Consider the following 17699-nt stretch of genomic DNA (forward strand, 5'->3'; position numbering starts at 1 on the left):
CGGTCGTGTGACTGCAACAAGGGAGGTAGTACATGTTGCGCAAACTGCTTATCGGAACGGCTCTCGCATCGGGCCTAGCTTTCGCGGCCCATGCCGAGGACGTCAAGGAAGTGCAGATGCTGCATTGGTGGACGTCGGGCGGCGAAGCGGCTGCTCTCAACGTCCTCAAGGGAGATCTGGCCAAGGAAGGCTATGCCTGGAAAGACGTGCCGGTGGCCGGCGGTGGCGGCGACGCTGCCATGACCGCGCTGAAGGCGATGGTCGCGGCGGGCAACTACCCGACCGCGTCGCAGATGCTCGGCTACACCGTGCTCGACTATGCCGCTGCCGGCGTCATGGGTGACCTGACCGAGACGGCGAAGAAGGAAGGCTGGGATAAGTCTGTTCCGGCAGCCCTGCAGAAGTTCTCGGTCTATGACGGCAAGTGGGTCGCGGCTCCGGTCAACGTCCATTCGGTCAACTGGGTGTGGATCAACAAGGCGGTGATGGACAAGATCGGCGGCACCGAGCCGAAGACCTTCGATGACTTCGTTGCCCTGCTCGACAAGGCCAAGGCGGCAGGCGTGATCCCGCTCGCGCTCGGCGGTCAGAACTGGCAGGAAGCCACCATGTTCGACTCGGTCGTGCTGTCGACCGGCGGACCTGAGTTCTACAAGAAGGCCTTCAACGACCTCGACGACGCGTCGCTCAAGTCCGACACGATGAAGAAGTCGTTCGACAACCTCGCCAAGCTCGTCACCTATGTCGACCCGAACTTCTCGGGCCGCGACTGGAACCTGGCCACCGCCATGGTCATCAAGGGCGATGCCCTGGTGCAGGTCATGGGCGACTGGGCCAAGGGCGAGTTCCACGCCGCCAACAAGACCCCGGGCACGGACTTCCTGTGCTATCGCTTCCCGGGCACCGACGGCTCGGTGGTTTATAACTCCGACATGTTCGGCATGTTCAACGTTCCGGACGACCGCAAGGCCGCCCAGGTCGCGTTGGCCACCGCCACCCTGTCGAAGAGCTTCCAGTCGGCCTTCAACGTCGTCAAGGGTTCGGTTCCGGCCCGTACCGACGTTCCGGACACCGACTTCGACGCTTGCGGCAAGAAGGGCATCGCCGACCTGAAGGCTGCCAATGATGGCGGCACGCTGTTCGGCTCGTTGGCCCAGGGCTATGGCGCGCCTCCGGCGGTCGCCAATGCCTACAAGGACGTCGTGTCGAAGTTCGTCCACGGTCAGATCAAGACCTCGGACGAAGCCGTGACCGAACTGGTCAAGGCGATCGACGACGCCAAGTAAGCGCTACGCCTGAAAACACCTTCCCCGCTTCGGCGGGGGAGGTTCCATCTCGCAATTGGCCGGCCTCGACAATGTGCCGACCGGAAACCCGTATGCACGGGGCCGCCTTGCCGCCATGCGGTCGAAGACGGATGGCCCGAAACGGGAGGAGCTCATGAGCACGGTAGCAACAAGCCAGATCAAGCTGACGCCGGAGCGGTCGCGCGCCTCGGTGCGTTCGCGCCTGCAGGACGCCCTGCCCAAGATCGTGCTGGCGCCGAGCTTCGCCATCACCATCGTCTTCGTCTACGGCTTCATCCTGTGGACGGTCTATCTGTCCTTCACCAACTCCAAGACCTTCCCGTCCTACGTCATCACCGGCTCGCGCGCCTATCAGCGGCTGTGGGGCTGGACCTTCGACACCGACCCGCCATCGAGTTGGTACACGTCGATCACCAATATGGGCGTTTTCGGCTTTCTCTACATCTTCATCTGCCTGGCGCTCGGCCTGTTCCTGGCCATCCTGCTTGACCAGAAGATCCGCGGCGAAGGTGTGCTGCGCCCCATCTATCTCTACCCGATGGCGCTGTCCTTCATCGTCACCGGCGTCGCCTGGAAATGGTTCCTCGATCCCGGTCTCGGCCTTGAGCAGACGCTGCATCAGTGGGGTTGGACAAGCTTCCATTTCGACTGGATCAAGAACAAGGATTTCGTCATCTACACCGTGGTCATCGCCGGTGTCTGGCAGGCCTCCGGCTTCATCATGGCGATGTTCCTGGCCGGCCTGCGCGGCATCGACGGCGAGATCATGAAGGCGGCGCAGATCGATGGCGCCACCACCTTCCAGCTTTATCGCCGCATCGTCATTCCGATGCTGCGGCCGATCTTCCTGTCGGCCTTCATCGTGCTCGCCCACCTCGCCATCAAGTCTTATGACTTGGTCGTCGCGCTGACCAGCGGCGGGCCGGGCGGCTCGGCATGGCTGCCGTCCAACTTCATGTATGAGTACACGTTCAAGCGCAACGAGATGGCCGTCGGCTCGGCCAGTGCTGTGATCATGCTGATGACCATCGTCGCCATCATCGTGCCCTATCTCTATTCCGAACTCAGGGAGAAACCGCGATGAGCGCTGTCGCCACCCCTGCCCGCCAGGCCTCTGGCGGCATGAGCACCAAGACTCTCAACCGCGTCGTCATTTACGGGCTGCTGGCGCTGTTTGCGCTGTTCTACCTGATGCCGCTGTTCGTGATGCTGGTGACCTCGTTCAAGACCATGGACGAGATCCAGAACGGCAACATGCTGGCCCTGCCCAAGGCACCAACCTTCGATCCCTGGCTGAAGGCCTGGGGCGAGACCTGCGTCGGCCTCACCTGCGCCGGCATCAAGGGCTATTTCTGGAACTCCATCAAGATGGTGGTTCCCGCGGTGCTGATCTCGACCATGCTCGGCGCGCTCAACGGCTACGTGCTGACCAAATGGCGTTTTCGCGGCGCAACGCTGGTGTTCGGGCTGATGCTGTTTGCCTGCTTCATCCCGTTCCAGTCGGTGCTGTTGCCGATGGCGACGATCCTCGGCAGCGTCGGCCGCTTCGGCGTGACGCTGCAGAACTCGGTCGGAACAAGCTTCGGTCTCGGCAACTCGACGGTCAATCTCATCTTCGTCCATGTCGTCTACGGCATCGGCTTCACCACTTTGTTCTTCCGCAACTATTACGAGGCCTTCCCGACAGAGTTGATCAAGGCCGCCCAGGTCGACGGCGCCTCCTTCTTCCAGATATTCCGTCGCATCATGCTGCCAAACTCGATGCCGATCTTCGTCGTCACCGTGATCTACCAGTTCACCAACATCTGGAACGACTTCCTGTTCGCCTCGGCCTATGCCGGCACCGGCGACGCGATGCCGATGACGGTGGCGCTCAACAACGTCGTCAACACCTCGACCGGCGTCGTCGAATACAACGTCAACATGGCGGCCGCGATGATCGCGGCACTGCCCACCCTTCTCGTCTATGTGCTCGCCGGCCGCTACTTCGTACGCGGTCTCATGGCTGGCGCCGTCAAAGGATAATCCGATGGCTTTTCTGGAAATTGATGGTTTGAGGAAGCGCTTCGGCCAGGTCGAGATCCTGAAAGGGATCGACGTCGAACTGGAAAAAGGCGGCTTCCTGGTGCTGGTCGGCCCGTCCGGCTGCGGCAAGTCCACGCTGCTCAACACCATTGCGGGGCTGGAGACGATCACGTCGGGCGAAATCCGTGTCGACGGCCGCCAGATCAACGATCTGCATCCTTCGAAGCGCGACATCGCCATGGTGTTCCAGAGCTACGCGCTCTACCCGAACATGACGGTGGCCGGGAACATCTCCTTCGGCATGGAGATGCGTGGCGTGCCGGCGGACGAACGCCAGAAGGCGATCGACAAGGTGGCCAAGGTGCTGCAGATCGGCCACCTGTTGCAGCGCAAGCCAAGCCAGCTTTCCGGCGGCCAGCGCCAGCGCGTCGCCATGGGCCGGGCGCTGGTGCGCGACCCCAAACTGTTCCTGTTCGACGAGCCTTTGTCCAACCTCGACGCCAAATTGCGCGTCGACATGCGCATCGAGATCAAGCGCCTGCATGCCACCACCGGCACCACCATCGTCTACGTCACCCACGACCAGATCGAGGCGATGACGCTGGCGACCAAGATCGCTGTCATGCGCGACGGCGAGGTGCAGCAATTCGGCACGCCGGCCGAGATCTACAACAACCCCAGCAATCTGTTCGTCGCCGACTTCATGGGCTCACCGGCGATGAACCTGATCCCGGCGACCATCGCCACCTCGGGCAATGCGCTGTCCGTCGTGTTGCAGCGCGAGGCGCGCGAGCCAATCTCGCTGCCGATGGCCAATGCGCCGGCGGGTCTCTCGGCATTCCAGGGCAAGCCGATCATTTTCGGCGTCCGCCCGGAAGCGCTGACCGATCCGGAGGGCGCTGAACGCAACGCCTCCAACATCGCCACCGCCGACCTGCACATCGAAGTGGTCGAGCCGGCAGGCTCCGACACTTTCGCGGTCACCAATCTCGGCGGCAAGCCCGTTGTAGCGCGGCTGCGCGCCGACGCCAACATCCAGCCCGGCACCAGCACGCCGCTCGCCTTCAACCTGACCAAGGCAGTGTTCTTCGATCCGGCGACCGAGAACCGCATTCGCTGACGACGATGGCAAATCCGGACATCGTCATCATCGGCTCCGGCATTGGCGGCGCCACGATCGCCTCCGGCCTTGCCGGCAGCGGCGCGTCGATCCTGATCCTGGAGCGCGGCGAGCCATTGCCGGCAACGGCGCATGCGCGCGACACGCGCTCGATCTTCGTCGACGGCCATTACCGGCCCAAGGAGATGTGGCGCGAGGCCGGCGGTGGCGCCTTCAACCCAGGCAACTACTACTATGTCGGCGGCAACTCGAAATTCTACGGCGCGGTGCTGATCCGCTACCGCAAGGAAGATTTCGCCGCCATGGAGCACTTTGGCGGGGTCTCACCGGCCTGGCCGTTTTCCTACGAGGAATTCGAGCCCTGGTATTCGAAGGCCGAGCAATTGTTCCGCGTGCGCGGCACTCTGGGCGAAGACCCGACCGAGCCGTTCCACTCGGTCCCCTATGCCTTCAAGCCGGTGCCCGACGAGGCGCCCATTGCGCGCGCCCGCGCCGAACTCAAAGGCCTCGGCCTGCATCCGGCCTCGCTGCCGCTTGGCGTCGACATCGACACCTGGCTGAAGGAAGGCAAGACCGGCTGGGACGCGTTCCCGAACACCGGCCAGGGTAAGGTCGACGCGCAAACTGGACCGCTGACGGCGGCCCTTACCGACCAGAACATCAAGCTCGAGACCGGCGCCTACGTCGAATCTCTCGAAGCCTCGGCCGACGGCAAGACGATTGCCGCTATCCACTACCGGCAGAATGGCACGTTGAAGAAGGTGTCGCCAAAATTGGTGATCCTCTCCGCTGGCGCGGTCAATTCCGCCGTCATCCTGCTGCGCTCACCCTCGCCCATCAATGGCAAGGGGGGCGGCAAAGGTCTCGCCAACCGTTCCGACCAGGTCGGCCGTAATTTCATGAACCACAATTCGAGCGCCATGCTGGCGATCGATCCGCGTCGAAGGAACGATGCCGTCTATCAAAAGACGCTGATGCTGAACGACTACTATCTCACAGACGGCAAGGGCGGCAAACCGCTCGGCAACGTCCAGCTGCTCGGCAAGATCGACGGCAACATGCTGACGGCCAATGTGAAATACGCGCCGAAATTCGCGCTGGATTACATGGCCGGCCATGCCGTCGACTGGTATTTGATGTGCGAGGACCTGCCCGATCCGGAAAGCCGCATCATGATCGACGGCAAGGACATCGTCATGCAGTGGCGGCGCTCGAACATGCAGTCACTGGACGGCCTGACCAAGGTGATGCGCGAAAACTTCCGCGCCTGCGGTTATCCCCTAGTGCTGTCGCGCCCCTTCGACAAGCGCACGCCCTCGCACCAGTGCGGTACGGTCAAGATGGGCGATGATCCGGCGACCTCGCCGCTCGATCCGTTCTGCCGCGCCTTCGACCACGAGAACCTGTTTGTCGTCGATGGGAGCTTTTTGCCGAATTCGGCGGCGGTTAATCCGGCACTGTCGATTGCAGCACAAGCGCTGCGCGTCGCCGACCACATCCGCAAGACGGAGCTTGCGGCATGACCCGCCCGGCGGCCATCGTCACCGGCGGCGCGCGCGGCATCGGCCTTGCCTGCGCCGAGGCGCTGGCCGATGCTGGCTTCGATATTCTTGTGGCCGACCTTGCCGAGAGCGCTGATCACGGGCTCGCCGCCAATATCACCAAACGCGGCGCAAAATTCGCCTACCATCGTTGCGACATCGCCGATCTCGACGGCCACGCCGCGTTGGTCGACGCCGCGTTGAACGCCTTCGGCCACGTCGACTGCCTGGTCAACAATGCCGGCGTCGGCGCCGTCGTGCGCGGCGACCTGCTGGAACTGAAGCCGGAGAATTTCGACCTCGCCCTCGGCATCAATCTGCGTGGCACCGTGTTCCTCAGCCAGGCCGTCGCCAAGGCGATGCTGGCCACACCGGGCGATCATCCGAAATCGATCATCACCATCACCTCGGTCAGCGCCGAAATGGCGTCGCCGGAACGATCCGACTACTGCATCTCCAAAGCCGGGCTTTCGATGTGGGTGAAAAACCTCGCCCTGCGGCTCGCCCCTGAAAACATCGGTGTGTTCGAGCTGAGGCCGGGCATCATCCGCACCGACATGACGGCGGGCGTCACCGCCAAATACGATGCGCTCATCGACAGCGGGCTGGTGCCGGCAAAACGCTGGGGCGAAGCATCAGACATTGGCGCCGTGGTGGCGACGCTCGCCAGCGGCAAGCTTGGCTTCTCAACCGGTTCAATCATCAATGTCGACGGCGCGCTCTCTGTGCCGAGACTGTAAGTGGATGGTGTCATGACCGACTATATCATCGTGGGCGCCGGCCCGGCCGGCTGCGTTCTGGCCAACCGGCTGAGCGAAGATCCGTCCAATTCGGTGCTGCTGCTTGAGGCCGGCGGCAAGGACTGGCATCCGTACATCCACATGCCGGCGGGCTTTGCCAAGATGACCAAGGGCATCGCCTCCTGGGGCTGGTCGACCGTGCCGCAGAAGCACATGAAGGACCGCATCTTCTGGTACACGCAGGCCAAGGTCGTCGGCGGCGGCTCCTCCATCAACGCCCAGATCTACACGCGCGGCAATGCCCGCGACTACGATTCCTGGGAGAAGGAAGAGGGCCTCGCCGGCTGGGGCTATCGCGATGTGCTGCCCTATTTCAAACGCGCCGAGAACAACCAGCGCTATGCCAACGATTTCCACGGCGATCAAGGCCCGCTCGGCGTGTCGAACCCGATCTCGCCGCTGCCGATCTGCGAGGCCTATTTCCGCGCCGGCCAGGAGATGGGCATTCCCTTCAACCCGGACTTCAACGGCGCCACCCAGGAAGGCGTAGGCTACTACCAGCTCACCCAGAAGGACGCCCGGCGCTCCTCCGCTTCGGTGGCCTATCTGAAGCCGATCCGCGCCCGCAAGAACCTCACCGTCAGGACCGATGTGCTGGTCACCCGCATCGTTGTCGAAAAGGGCCGCGCCATCGGCGTCGAGATCGTCGACAGGCCAGGCGGCGAGAAGACGATTCTGCGCGCCGAACGCGAGGTAATCGTCTCCTCCGGCGCCATCGGCTCGCCGAAACTGTTGATGCAGTCGGGCATCGGCCCCGCCGATCATCTGAAATCGGTCGGCGTCACGCCGGTCCACGATTTGCCCGGCGTCGGCTCCAACATGCAGGACCATCTCGACCTGTTCGTCATCGCCGAATGCACCGGCGACCACACCTACGACAACTACGCAAAGCTGCACCGCACGGCCTGGGCCGGCCTGCAATATCTGCTGCTGAAGAAAGGGCCGGTGGCCTCCAGCCTGTTCGAGACCGGCGGCTTCTGGTATGCCGACCCGACCGCCGCCTCGCCCGATATTCAGTTCCATCTCGGTCTCGGTTCCGGCATCGAGGCCGGCGTCGAGAAGTTGAAAAACCCCGGCGTGACCCTCAACTCGGCCTTCCTGCGCCCGCGCTCGCGCGGCACGGTGCGGCTGAAGAGCGGCGATCCGGCCGATCACCCGCTGATCGATCCGAACTATTGGTCCGACCCCTACGACCGCGCCATGTCGATCAAGGGTCTCAGACTGGCGCGCGAGATCATGCGCCAGAAGGCACTTCAGCCCTACGTGCTGCGCGAAGTGCTGCCGGGGCCTGCCTTGCTGAGCGACGACGAATTGTTCGACTATGCCTGCCGCAGCTCGAAGACCGACCACCATCCCGTCGGCACCTGCCGCATGGGCCATGACGATATGGCGGTGGTGACGCCGGATCTCAGGCTGCGCGGCATCGCGGGCTTGCGTGTCTGCGATGCCTCGGTGATGCCGCGCGTGCCGTCTTCCAACACCAATGCACCGACCATCATGGTCGGTGAAAAGGGCGCCGATCTCATCCTTGGCCGCGAGCCGTTGCCGCCGGCGGTGTTTTCCGGCAATCGTGCTGCGTAAACCTGAGGGGCAGAAAAATGATCAGGCACTGTGTCTTCGCTCGATTCCGCAACGATGTCGACGCCGCCGAGCGCACTGCGATCCACGCCGATCTCGAGGCATTGCGCTGGGCGATCGACGGCATGGACAAGGTTGAGTTCAGCGCCAATGCCAGCCCCGAGCCTTTCGCGCGCGGCTTCACCCATGGCTTCACCATCGACTTTCGCGATGCCGCCGCGCGCGACGCCTATCTGGTGCATGAAGCGCATCAGCGCGCCGGCGCAAGACTGGTGGCGGCGCTCGAAGGCGGCACCGACGGGCTGATGGTGTTCGACCTCGAAATCAACCCATCCTGAGCGCGACGACGCCGGCGACGATGCTGAGCGCGGCGGCAGCGCGCCATCTCGTCATCTTCTCGCCGAGCGCGAACACCGAGATCATCATGGCGAACAGGATCGAGGTTTCGCGCAGCGACGCCACCGAGGCGATCGGCGCCTTGGTCATCGCCCACATCACGATCCAGTAGGCGGCACCGCTGAGCACGCCGGTGAAAAGCCCCGCCTTCCAGTCGCGCGCCAGCACCGGCAGCGACTGCGGTCCGCGGAAGACGACGCACAGAACAAGCGCCCATGTGGCGTCGCAGATGAACAGCCAGGCGGCATAGCTCTGCGCCGTGGCGGCCAGCCGCGCGCCGCTGCCGTCAGACAGCGTATAGCTGGCAATGAAGATCGAGGTGCCGAGCGCAAAGCCGACTGCGCGCAGGTTGAACTTTTCCAGATGCACGCCGCCGCGAAACGACATCACCAGCGTGCCGGCCGACAGCAGAACGATGCCGGCTATGGCGAATGGGCCGGGAATCTCGGCAACGACGAACATGCCGCCAAAGGCTGCCAGCAGCGGCGCGGTGCCGCGCGCCAGCGGATAGGTCTGGGCGAAATCGCCGGCCTTGTAGGCGCCGATCAGGAAGGTCCGGTAGCCCATATGGAACACCACCGAAGCGAGAATGAATGGCCAGACCTCGGCCTTCGGGAACTCGACAAAAGGCAGCACGAAAAGCGCGGCAAATCCCATGCCTAGTGTCATCAGCGTAATCGACAGGAAGCGGTCGAGATGCACCTTGACCAGCGCGTTCCAGGTCGCATGCATGGCGGCGGCGGCAAGCACGGCGAAGAAGACGAACAAGCTCATTGGCGGCTCATCCGCCGCCCTGCATGGCGAGTGGCGTTTCCAGGTCGATGTCGACGCGCAGCGGAAAATGGTCCGAGGCGATTTCGCCGATGTCGGCGCCGACCGAGCGCACGCGCCCGGCAAGCATGCCGCCGACAAAGCAATGATCGAGCCGGCGCTTTGTCAGCCTGCCGTCAATGGTCTTCACATGAGTGTGGAAATCCGCCGGAGCTTCGCTGGCAACCGCCGCGGCATCGACGAACCCGTCGAGATAGGCGGCACCGCGATGATAGGGCGTGCTGCCGACGATGCGCCTATACTCGGCGCTGTCCGGCTCCATGTTGAAATCGCCCATCCAGATCGCCGCCAGTGGGTTTTCCGGCTCCGCTTCGCCATTACTCCAGTTGCGCGCCGGTTCGTCGTCGACGCCGCTCCATGGGCCGCCGTCGGACGGCGCCCGGCGATGCTCGGCGAGCAGATAGTCGATCTGCTCCAGCCGCTCCTCGGCGGCGATATGCGCGAGATGCAGGGACAGAAAACGCACCGGACCGGCCGGCGTGCGGATCATGCATTCGAGCGCCGCGTTGCGGGTGTTGAGCGGACGCAGCGTGCGGCGCAGCGGCAGCGTGTGCAGGCGTGACCAGACGATCGGCAGCTTCGACAGCACCATGGTGCCGAATTGCCGACGCCGGTTGAAGAGGCGGCCGTCGCGCTGCTCGCTGGCGTCCATGTCGAAGGCCGGGCCATAGACCCAGTGGTAGTCCGGTAGCAGGCGGGAAAGCAGCTCCGGCTGATCGTCCTCGTTGCTCCGCTGCCAGTGCCGCTCCACTTCCTGCAGCGCGATAATGTCGGCGCCGTCAACGATGCGTGCCGCGCGCGCAAGGTCATAGCGGCCGTCGCTGCCGAACCCGTACTGGATGTTGTAGCTGACCAGCTTCATTGCTTATCCGGCTCAATTTTCGGATTGAAGTAGCGGTTCGCCGATTTGCTTGCAATGTGCAGCGGGATGGACGGAGCTTGGGCCAGCCTAATTCGTCGTCAGCGGCTGGAACCGTCCTGCCGGCGAGGCCGCCAGTTCCGTCCAGTCGATTTCTTCCTCCAGGCGGTGATAGGCTTCGTCGCCGATGGTCCCGTTTCGCCGCAGTTCCTCCAGCGCATCGCGCTGGCTGTTGATGGCATAGAGGCGCAGCCTGTCATACTCCGTCGCCGCCTGCGCGTTTTCAGGGTTTTCGGCGATCGTGCGCTGGGCCGTATATTGCTCGCGCACCGCAGCAGCGGCATTCGACGTCTTGCCGCTCAACACGTTGAGCGCGGCTTGCATGATGGCGACACGTGCCTGCGCCACTTCGCGGTCGATCGTCGTGTCCGGATCGAAGGCGAGCCAGCGCAGCAGCGGCTTCAGCGTCATGCCTTGCAGCACCAGCGTACCGAGAACGACCGCGAAGGCGGCCAGCACGATCGGATCGCGTCCCGGGAAGTTGGCCGGCAAGGCAATGGCGGCCACCAGCGTCACCAGCCCGCGCATGCCGCACCAGCCGACAAGCACGCCGCCGCGAACCGTTGGCGCATCTCGCCTTTGTTCCTCACTGCCGAAGCGGGCAAACCATCGCATGATGACGCCAAAACCCAACACCCAGACGAGGCGTGACACGACGACGACGCCCAGCACCGTTGCGGCGAAGACGAAGGCTTCGCCCTGTCCGTCCCCGGCAAGCCGGCCGACGATCGACCGTGCCTGCAGGCCCATCAGCACGAAGGCCAACACATTGAGCACGAAGACCGCCGACTCCCACACCGAATAGGTGCTGACGCGCCGCCTTGCCGACATGCGGCGCGGCGCCCTGCGGGCCAGGGTCATGGCATAGACGACGATGGTGATGATGGCCGAAAGTCCCAGCCTGTCGGCCAGAATCCAGACGCCGAACGTCCCGGCGAACTGTATCACCGTGCTGCTCGCCGCATCCTCGATCCGGGTGAGCGTCAGCAATGAGAAGCGGCCCAGCAGATATCCCGCGACCAGGCTGCCGATCGTTGACAACAGGATCGTCGGAATGGCGCTGCTCAGCATGATCGCGCCGAGCGCTGCCGAAACCGCCAACCGGTAGATCAGGAGCGCGGTGGCATCGTTGAGCAGGCTCTCACCCTGCAGAATGGCGGTGATGCGGTGCGGCACCTTGAACTGCCCGAGCACGGCGCTTGCCGCCACCGCGTCGGGCGGCGCGACGATGGCGCCGAGTGCAATGGCCGCCGCGATCGGCAGCCCGGCCATTTTCCAGCCGACGAAAGCAACGATGGCAGTGGTGAAGATGACGGCGCCGAGCGCCAGAGCCACGAGCGGCAGCCGGTAGCGGTTGAGATCGCGCAACGACGTGTCGTAGGCGGCATCCAGAAGCACCGGCGCGATGAACAGCGCCAGTGCCAGCTCCGGGTCGATCTCGATCGTCGGTGCGCCAGGCACGAAGGCGAGGCCAGCCCCTGCGAGAGCCAGCAGCGAAGGGTAGGGAATCTCCAGACGCCGCGACAGTCCGGTCAGCGCGACAGCGATCAGGAGGAGGACGAGTGTCAGTTCGAAAAGCGCCATGACCTATCGTAGCCGCGAAGCGGCATTGTTGGCAGGGGTGAGTTGGCAAGATGCTGTTGATTGTCCAGCAAGCCCCTGCCAGCCGGCAGTATGCCCGGCCTCGGTTGCCAGGATATGAGCCTCGGTCATGGAGGCGCTGCCGGTCTTTCAGGCTGTATTGTAGCCGTTCATTGCACCTGCTGGAATCGACCGTCTCAGTTCCCTGAGGATGCTTACTAGTGCAGCACCAGCATGTCGCTGGACGAGAACGATATCTCAGCCTTCTCGCCGACAGCCGGCGGCGGAGCGGCTGGGCTGTTGAAGGTGTCGAGTGACACCGTGCTGCCACCGATGCCGACACGAACCCGGATGACCGAGCCGAGGAAATGCACCTCGGAAATTTCACCGGACAGGCTGGAATCGCGGCCGGGCTGGCGGCCAAGCGAAATCGCTTCCGGCCGCAAAGCCAGCGACAGCGTGTCGCCTGACTTGGACCCGTTGAGCTTGCCCTTGAGCAGAACCTCCTCGCTGTTGACGCGCACCGTGCCCGCCGCTGCGTCGGTGACAGTGCCTTCCAGCACGTTCAGCGTGCCGACGAAGTTGGCGACGAACTTGGTCGCCGGCCGGTTGTAAATCTCGAACGGCGTGCCGACCTGCTCGGCCTTGCCGCCATACATGACGGCGATGCGGTCGGAGATCGATAGCGCTTCTTCCTGGTCATGCGTGACGAAGATGGTGGTGATGCCGAGCTTCTTCTGGATCGAGCGGATTTCCTCACGCAGTGATACGCGCACCTTGGCGTCGAGTGCCGACAGCGGTTCGTCGAGCAGCAACAGTTTCGGCTTCGGCGCAATCGCCCGCGCCAGCGCGATGCGCTGCTGCTGGCCGCCGGAGAGCTGGTAGGGATAGCGGTCGGCCATCTGCGGCAGCTTGATGATGTCCAGCATCTCGGCCACGCGTCTATCGATGTCCGCCTTGGGCATGCCGGCGACCTTCAGGCCGAAACCGATGTTCTGCGCCACCGTCAGGTTGGGGAACAGCGCATAGGCCTGGAACACCATGCCGACATTGCGCTGGTTTGGCTTCAGCCTCGTGATGTCCTTGCCTGCAACGACAATCTTGCCGGCGCTCGGCTCTTCGAAACCGGCGACCATGCGCAGAACGGTGGTCTTGCCGCACCCGGACGGCCCGAGGAAGGAAACGAACTCGCCCGGCTCGACATCAAGATTGAAATCCTCGACCACTGTGGTGGCGCCGAAGGATTTTCGCACATGCTGGATGGAGAGGAATGGGTCGGCCATGGCTTTTTCTTTCGATCAGTACTTTGTCGATCAGTTTGGGCGGTTCGCCGATCTCGGCGCAAAGCGGGACAGTATCTGGATCAGCGACATGCAGCCCCAGGTGATGGCGAAGGCGATGATGGCAAGCGCCGCCGGCTCATAAGCGCGGTTGGCGCCAACGTTTTGCAGATAGGGGCCGAAGGCGGGCCGGTTGAGCAGGCTGGCCATGGTGAATTCGCCAATGACGATGGCGAAGGTGAGGAAGGCGCCCGATAACACCGCGATCAGCACATTGGGCAGGATCACTCGACCAATGATCGTGCCCCAACCGGCGCCCAGGATCTGGGCCGCTTCCGTCAGCGTCCTGACGTCAATGGTGCGAAGGCCGGTATCGACGGCGCGGTACATGTAGGGCAGTGCCAGCATCGCATAGCCGATGACCAGCAAGGCATTGGTACCCATGTCGGTCGCCAGGAACGGCAGCGGCGAATTCGAACCGTACATCCTGATATAGCCGAAGACGATGACGATGGCCGGAATGACCAGCGGCAGCAGCGTGATGAACTCGACGATCGGCCGCAGTTGCGGCAGGCGCAGTCGAATCCAGTAGGCGGCGGGAACCACGATCAGCACACCGAGGATGATGGTGAAGATGGCGGCAACCACGGAATAGCCGAACGTCGCCTGGAAATGGGCGTCGCCCAGCACGATTTTGTAGGCGTCAAAAGAATACTCGCCACGCCGCATGCGCATGGAAAATTCCACCGTCGCGATCAGCGGGATGAAGAAATAGGCCGCGCCCAGCGCGAAGACGACCCAGGCCCAGAATTTGCCGGACTTCATTTCAGCCACCTCTCCGAACGCGTCCGGAACCAGATGTAGAACACATTGGCCAGTCCGGTGATGACAATCATGCCGAAGGCGATTGCATAGCCGAGATGAGCGTTGTGCAGCACGTCGCCGCGGATCTGCGCATAGAGCAGGATCGGCACGATGTTGAGCGAGGAGCCGGTCAGGGCATAGGCCGTGGCGATGGCGCCGAATGCATTGGCAAAGAGCAGGATAACAGTGCCGAGAAAGCTCGGCCAGATCACCGGGATCACCACCATGCGCCAGTATTGCGCCTGGGTGGCGCCGAGCGTCGCGGCGGCCTCGCCCCATTCCTTCTTCAAGCCGTCGATCGCCGGCGTGATGATGACCACCATCAGCGGGATCTGGAAATAGACATAGGTCAGCGTCAGGCCCCAGAACGACAGGATGTTAAAGCCGTGCGCGTAGATGTTGAGGCCGAATACGGTGTTGAGGAGCACCGTCGCGAGACCGAGCCGTCCGAGTGTCGCGAGGAAGGCGAAGGCCAGCGGTACGCCGGCGAAATTGGAAGCAACGCCGGAGAAAGTTAGCGTTGCCGAGCGTATCCACTCCGGCAGGCCGCCGCGCACGATGGCGATGGCGATGGCAAGACCTGCGAAGGCGCCGATCAATGCCGAGGAAAGGCTGACTTTGAGCGAGATCCAGTAGGCGGCGACAATCGATGGCTGCGCCAATGCCGCTATGTTTTCGAACGTGAATTCGCCGGCATCGTTCTGGAAGGCGCCCAGCATCAGGTAGAGCGTGGGCAGGATCAGGAACATGATGGCGAAGATGAAGAATGGCGCAACGCCGAGCCATTGCGTCGGCAGTCGCAATGCGCGCGCCTCGCTGGGCGGCGCGGTCTTCCCGGCAACTGCGTGATCGGAAAGCGAGAGATCTGTCATGCGCCGGCTACCGTCTCCGAGGAACACCGGGCGGCCGCTGGGCCGCCCGGTTGGTTTCAAGCCTTACTTGACGTTGGCGCCGACGACGGCATCCCAGTTCTTGGTGACGGCTTCCTTGGCCTTGCCCTGCTCGTCGAGCGTCGGGAACACTGCCGAGGCATAGGCCTCGGCAGGCGGCAGTTTGGCCATCACGTCGGCCGGGAGCTTGCCGTTCTTGGCAAGATCGTTGAAGCGGATCGGGTGGCAATAGCCCTTCAGCCAGCCGATCTGGCCTTCGTCGGAGTAGAGATACTCCAGCCAGAGCTTGGCAGCGTTCGGATGCGGTGCGAAAGCGCTGATCGCCTGCACGTAAACGCCGGCAACGACACCCGTCTTCGGCACGACGACGTCGACGGGCGGATTGCCCTTCAGCGTGTCGCGGCCGGCAAGTGCATTGTAATCCCAGGTCACCAGGATCGGCGTCTGGCCTTGAGCCAGGGTCGCCGGCTTACCGATGACCGGCACGAAATTGCCGGCGGCATTGAGCTTCTTGAAGAAGTCGAGGCCAGCGGTGCCGGCAGCTTCGCCCGCAGCCGCGCCGCCGGAAAGGCCGGCGGCATAGACAGCCTGGATGGCCTGGTTCGAGGCGCGCGGGTCGCCGGCAAGCGCCACGGTGTTGGCGAATTCCGGCTTCAGCAGGTCAGCCCAGTCGGCCGGCGCTTCCTTGACGAGGTCCTTGTTCACCAGGAAGGACAGCACGCCGTAGTAGTCGCCGGTCCAGAAACCGTCGGCATCCTTGGCGCTGTCGGGGATCGAGTCCCAGGTCGACACTTTGTAGGGCTGGATCAAGCCGTCGGCCTTGGCGGTTGGACCGAAGGACAGGCCGACGTCGATGACGTCAGGCGCCTGCGGGCCCTTGTTGTCCTTGTTGGCCTTGATCGCCTCGACCTCGTCGCCGGAGCCGGCATCGGGGTTGAGTTCGTTGATGGTGATTTCAGGATATTTCGCCTTGAAGCCGTCGATGACGGCGCCATAGCCGCACCAGTCATGCGGCAGGGCGATGGTGGTGAGCTGGCCTTCCGCCTTTGCGGCCTTGACGAGATCGTCCAGCGACGCTGCGGACGAAATCGCCGACGACGCAAAAAGGGTCGCGGCCGAGAGGGAAAGCACTTTCCCCGTGAATTTGAACATGTGTTCTCTCCATTGAACTGACGCCGTTGGACGCCTGCGATGCGGTATCGTTTTCATGTGACAGCCAGATGAAAGCTTTGTGAAACCGGCGCCCGCAGTACGAAAAAGTAAACTCTTTTTAACCGGTCGTAGCAATCGCCTCGCGATTATTTTTCCGGCTAACTAGTTTCTGCATGCCTTTCGCCCCTTCCCCTTCCTTTCCCCTCGTTTTCCAAATCATATTCCGGCACCAAATCCGCCTCAGACGGTGCCGGCGATAGCATTTTCCAGCAGCGTCAGCGCCGCCTTCTTGGTCAGCTTGACCGGGTTGCCGCCGGCGGTAGGATCGACCACCGCCATGTCGGCGATCAGGCCCTTGCGCTTCTTGTCCATGTCGAGCCCCTTGATCAGGCCCGGCAACGCATGCGGCACCTTCAGTTCCTTGCGCAATTTGATGACCGCCTTGGAGAAACCGTCGAACCCGCCCTTGATGCCGCAATAGGCGGCCAGCCGGGCGATGCGCTCGTCGATTGCATCGCGGTTGAAGGCCAACACATAGGGCATGAACACGGCATTAGTCATGCCGTGATGGGTGTCGTAGAGCGCGCCGATCGGATGCGACAGCGAATGGATGGCACCCAGCCCCTTCTGGAAAGCAGCCGCGCCCATGGCCGCCGCACTCATCATGTGGGCGCGTGCAACGAGATCCTTGCCGTTGGCATAGGCCTTCGGCAGGTTCTCGAACACCAAGCGGACGCCTTCGACGGCAATGCCGTCAGCCATCGGGTGATAGCCAGGTGCACAATAGGCTTCGAGGCAATGGGCGAGTGCGTCCATGCCGGTGCCGGCGGTGATGAAGCCCGGCATGCCGACCGACAGTTCCGGATCGGCAATCACGATGGCCGGCAACAGTTTCGGATGGAAGATGACCTTCTTGGTATGCGTCGCCTCATTGGTGATGACGCCGGCGCGGCCGACCTCCGAACCGGTGCCGGCGGTGGTCGGGACGGCGATGATCGGTGCGATCGCATCGGCATCGGCGCGCGTCCACCAGTCGCCGACATCCTCGAAGTCCCACACCGGCCGCGTCTGCCCGGCCTGGAAGGCGATCAGTTTGCCGAGGTCGAGCGCCGAGCCGCCGCCAAAAGCGATGACGCCGTCATGCTTACCCTTCTTGAACACGGCGATGCCAGCCGTGAGATTGGAATCGACCGGGTTCGGCTTCACTTCGGAAAACACTCCGTAGGGCACCTTGGCATCGTCGAGGATCTTCAGTGTCGAAGCAACGACCGGCAGCTTGGCCAATCCCGGATCGGTGACGAACAGCGGCCGCTTGATGCCGGTGGCCGCCAGCACATCCGGCAGTTCCTTGATGCGCCCGGCGCCGAAGCGGACGGTGGTGGGAAAATTCCATTTCGAGATGAGCTTGGACATTT

At 63.2% G+C, this 17699-nt stretch carries 16 protein-coding genes; 8 read left to right on the forward strand and 8 right to left on the reverse strand.

The window, feature by feature from the left end; translation table 11 throughout:
* The first annotated feature begins 32 nt into the window (after positions 1-32).
* From AC1D0N_RS24395 to AC1D0N_RS24430, 8 genes are all read left to right on the forward strand, one after another.
* The gene (locus tag AC1D0N_RS24395; protein ID WP_477248482.1) at positions 33-1286 is read left to right on the forward strand and encodes an ABC transporter substrate-binding protein; all 1254 of its coding nucleotides are present in this window, start codon (positions 33-35) and stop codon (positions 1284-1286) included.
* 154 nt (positions 1287-1440) lie between these two features.
* Positions 1441-2391: a carbohydrate ABC transporter permease gene (locus AC1D0N_RS24400; protein WP_477248484.1), complete on the forward strand. Its 951-nt coding sequence runs from the start codon at positions 1441-1443 to the stop codon at positions 2389-2391.
* The gene (locus tag AC1D0N_RS24405; protein ID WP_477248486.1) at positions 2388-3332 is read left to right on the forward strand and encodes a carbohydrate ABC transporter permease; all 945 of its coding nucleotides are present in this window, start codon (positions 2388-2390) and stop codon (positions 3330-3332) included. The genes AC1D0N_RS24400 and AC1D0N_RS24405 overlap by 4 nt, the downstream gene beginning before the upstream one ends.
* A 4-nt stretch (positions 3333-3336) precedes the next feature.
* Complete coding sequence (locus AC1D0N_RS24410) at positions 3337-4452, forward strand: ABC transporter ATP-binding protein (RefSeq protein WP_477248488.1); 1116 nt, start codon at positions 3337-3339, stop codon at positions 4450-4452.
* Positions 4453-4457: 5 nt separating this feature from the next.
* Positions 4458-5975, forward strand: a complete 1518-nt coding sequence (locus AC1D0N_RS24415; protein ID WP_477248490.1) for an FAD-dependent oxidoreductase — start codon at positions 4458-4460, stop codon at positions 5973-5975.
* Positions 5972-6733 (forward strand): 3-ketoacyl-ACP reductase, encoded by a 762-nt coding sequence (locus AC1D0N_RS24420; protein WP_477248492.1) that lies wholly within the window; start codon positions 5972-5974, stop codon positions 6731-6733. The genes AC1D0N_RS24415 and AC1D0N_RS24420 overlap by 4 nt, the downstream gene beginning before the upstream one ends.
* A gap of 12 nt (positions 6734-6745) precedes the next feature.
* Positions 6746-8374, forward strand: a complete 1629-nt coding sequence (locus AC1D0N_RS24425) for a GMC family oxidoreductase (protein WP_477248494.1) — start codon at positions 6746-6748, stop codon at positions 8372-8374.
* A gap of 17 nt (positions 8375-8391) precedes the next feature.
* Positions 8392-8709, forward strand: a complete 318-nt coding sequence (locus AC1D0N_RS24430) for a Dabb family protein (protein ID WP_477248496.1) — start codon at positions 8392-8394, stop codon at positions 8707-8709.
* On the opposite strand, the gene AC1D0N_RS24435 is transcribed toward AC1D0N_RS24430, so the two are convergent.
* The 8 genes from AC1D0N_RS24435 to AC1D0N_RS24470 form a co-directional block, all read right to left on the reverse strand.
* The gene (locus tag AC1D0N_RS24435) at positions 8696-9541 is read right to left on the reverse strand and encodes an EamA family transporter (RefSeq protein WP_477248498.1); all 846 of its coding nucleotides are present in this window, start codon (positions 9539-9541) and stop codon (positions 8696-8698) included. The genes AC1D0N_RS24430 and AC1D0N_RS24435 overlap by 14 nt on opposite strands.
* Before the next feature lie 7 nt (positions 9542-9548).
* Positions 9549-10460, reverse strand: coding sequence for an endonuclease/exonuclease/phosphatase family protein (locus tag AC1D0N_RS24440; RefSeq protein WP_477248500.1), 912 nt, complete (start codon positions 10458-10460; stop codon positions 9549-9551).
* 87 nt (positions 10461-10547) lie between these two features.
* Complete coding sequence (locus AC1D0N_RS24445; protein WP_477248502.1) at positions 10548-12101, reverse strand: cation:proton antiporter; 1554 nt, start codon at positions 12099-12101, stop codon at positions 10548-10550.
* 215 nt (positions 12102-12316) lie between these two features.
* Positions 12317-13381 (reverse strand): ABC transporter ATP-binding protein, encoded by a 1065-nt coding sequence (locus AC1D0N_RS24450; RefSeq protein WP_477248504.1) that lies wholly within the window; start codon positions 13379-13381, stop codon positions 12317-12319.
* A gap of 30 nt (positions 13382-13411) precedes the next feature.
* Positions 13412-14203: an ABC transporter permease gene (locus AC1D0N_RS24455; protein WP_477248506.1), complete on the reverse strand. Its 792-nt coding sequence runs from the start codon at positions 14201-14203 to the stop codon at positions 13412-13414.
* Positions 14200-15114: an ABC transporter permease gene (locus tag AC1D0N_RS24460; protein WP_112559240.1), complete on the reverse strand. Its 915-nt coding sequence runs from the start codon at positions 15112-15114 to the stop codon at positions 14200-14202. Before AC1D0N_RS24460 ends, AC1D0N_RS24455 begins: the two co-directional genes overlap by 4 nt.
* Positions 15115-15177: 63 nt before the next feature.
* Complete coding sequence (locus tag AC1D0N_RS24465; protein WP_477248508.1) at positions 15178-16284, reverse strand: ABC transporter substrate-binding protein; 1107 nt, start codon at positions 16282-16284, stop codon at positions 15178-15180.
* 240 nt (positions 16285-16524) lie between these two features.
* Positions 16525-17697: an iron-containing alcohol dehydrogenase gene (locus AC1D0N_RS24470; protein ID WP_477248510.1), complete on the reverse strand. Its 1173-nt coding sequence runs from the start codon at positions 17695-17697 to the stop codon at positions 16525-16527.
* Between the last annotated feature and the right edge of the window lie 2 nt (positions 17698-17699).

It is taken from the genome of Mesorhizobium sp. P2_E10, from assembly GCF_056404235.1.

Coding starts and splice junctions, on each gene's coding strand:
- AC1D0N_RS24420 (WP_477248492.1), top strand. CDS start 5,972: ATGACCCGCCCGGCGGCCATCGTCACCGGCGGCGCGCGCGGCATCGGC.
- AC1D0N_RS24435 (WP_477248498.1), bottom strand. CDS start 9,541: ATGAGCTTGTTCGTCTTCTTCGCCGTGCTTGCCGCCGCCGCCATGCAT.
- AC1D0N_RS24410 (WP_477248488.1), top strand. CDS start 3,337: ATGGCTTTTCTGGAAATTGATGGTTTGAGGAAGCGCTTCGGCCAGGTC.
- AC1D0N_RS24470 (WP_477248510.1), bottom strand. CDS start 17,697: ATGTCCAAGCTCATCTCGAAATGGAATTTTCCCACCACCGTCCGCTTC.
- AC1D0N_RS24455 (WP_477248506.1), bottom strand. CDS start 14,203: ATGAAGTCCGGCAAATTCTGGGCCTGGGTCGTCTTCGCGCTGGGCGCG.
- AC1D0N_RS24425 (WP_477248494.1), top strand. CDS start 6,746: ATGACCGACTATATCATCGTGGGCGCCGGCCCGGCCGGCTGCGTTCTG.
- AC1D0N_RS24415 (WP_477248490.1), top strand. CDS start 4,458: ATGGCAAATCCGGACATCGTCATCATCGGCTCCGGCATTGGCGGCGCC.
- AC1D0N_RS24450 (WP_477248504.1), bottom strand. CDS start 13,381: ATGGCCGACCCATTCCTCTCCATCCAGCATGTGCGAAAATCCTTCGGC.
- AC1D0N_RS24430 (WP_477248496.1), top strand. CDS start 8,392: ATGATCAGGCACTGTGTCTTCGCTCGATTCCGCAACGATGTCGACGCC.
- AC1D0N_RS24405 (WP_477248486.1), top strand. CDS start 2,388: ATGAGCGCTGTCGCCACCCCTGCCCGCCAGGCCTCTGGCGGCATGAGC.
- AC1D0N_RS24440 (WP_477248500.1), bottom strand. CDS start 10,460: ATGAAGCTGGTCAGCTACAACATCCAGTACGGGTTCGGCAGCGACGGC.
- AC1D0N_RS24395 (WP_477248482.1), top strand. CDS start 33: ATGTTGCGCAAACTGCTTATCGGAACGGCTCTCGCATCGGGCCTAGCT.
- AC1D0N_RS24465 (WP_477248508.1), bottom strand. CDS start 16,284: ATGTTCAAATTCACGGGGAAAGTGCTTTCCCTCTCGGCCGCGACCCTT.
- AC1D0N_RS24445 (WP_477248502.1), bottom strand. CDS start 12,101: ATGGCGCTTTTCGAACTGACACTCGTCCTCCTCCTGATCGCTGTCGCG.
- AC1D0N_RS24460 (WP_112559240.1), bottom strand. CDS start 15,114: ATGACAGATCTCTCGCTTTCCGATCACGCAGTTGCCGGGAAGACCGCG.
- AC1D0N_RS24400 (WP_477248484.1), top strand. CDS start 1,441: ATGAGCACGGTAGCAACAAGCCAGATCAAGCTGACGCCGGAGCGGTCG.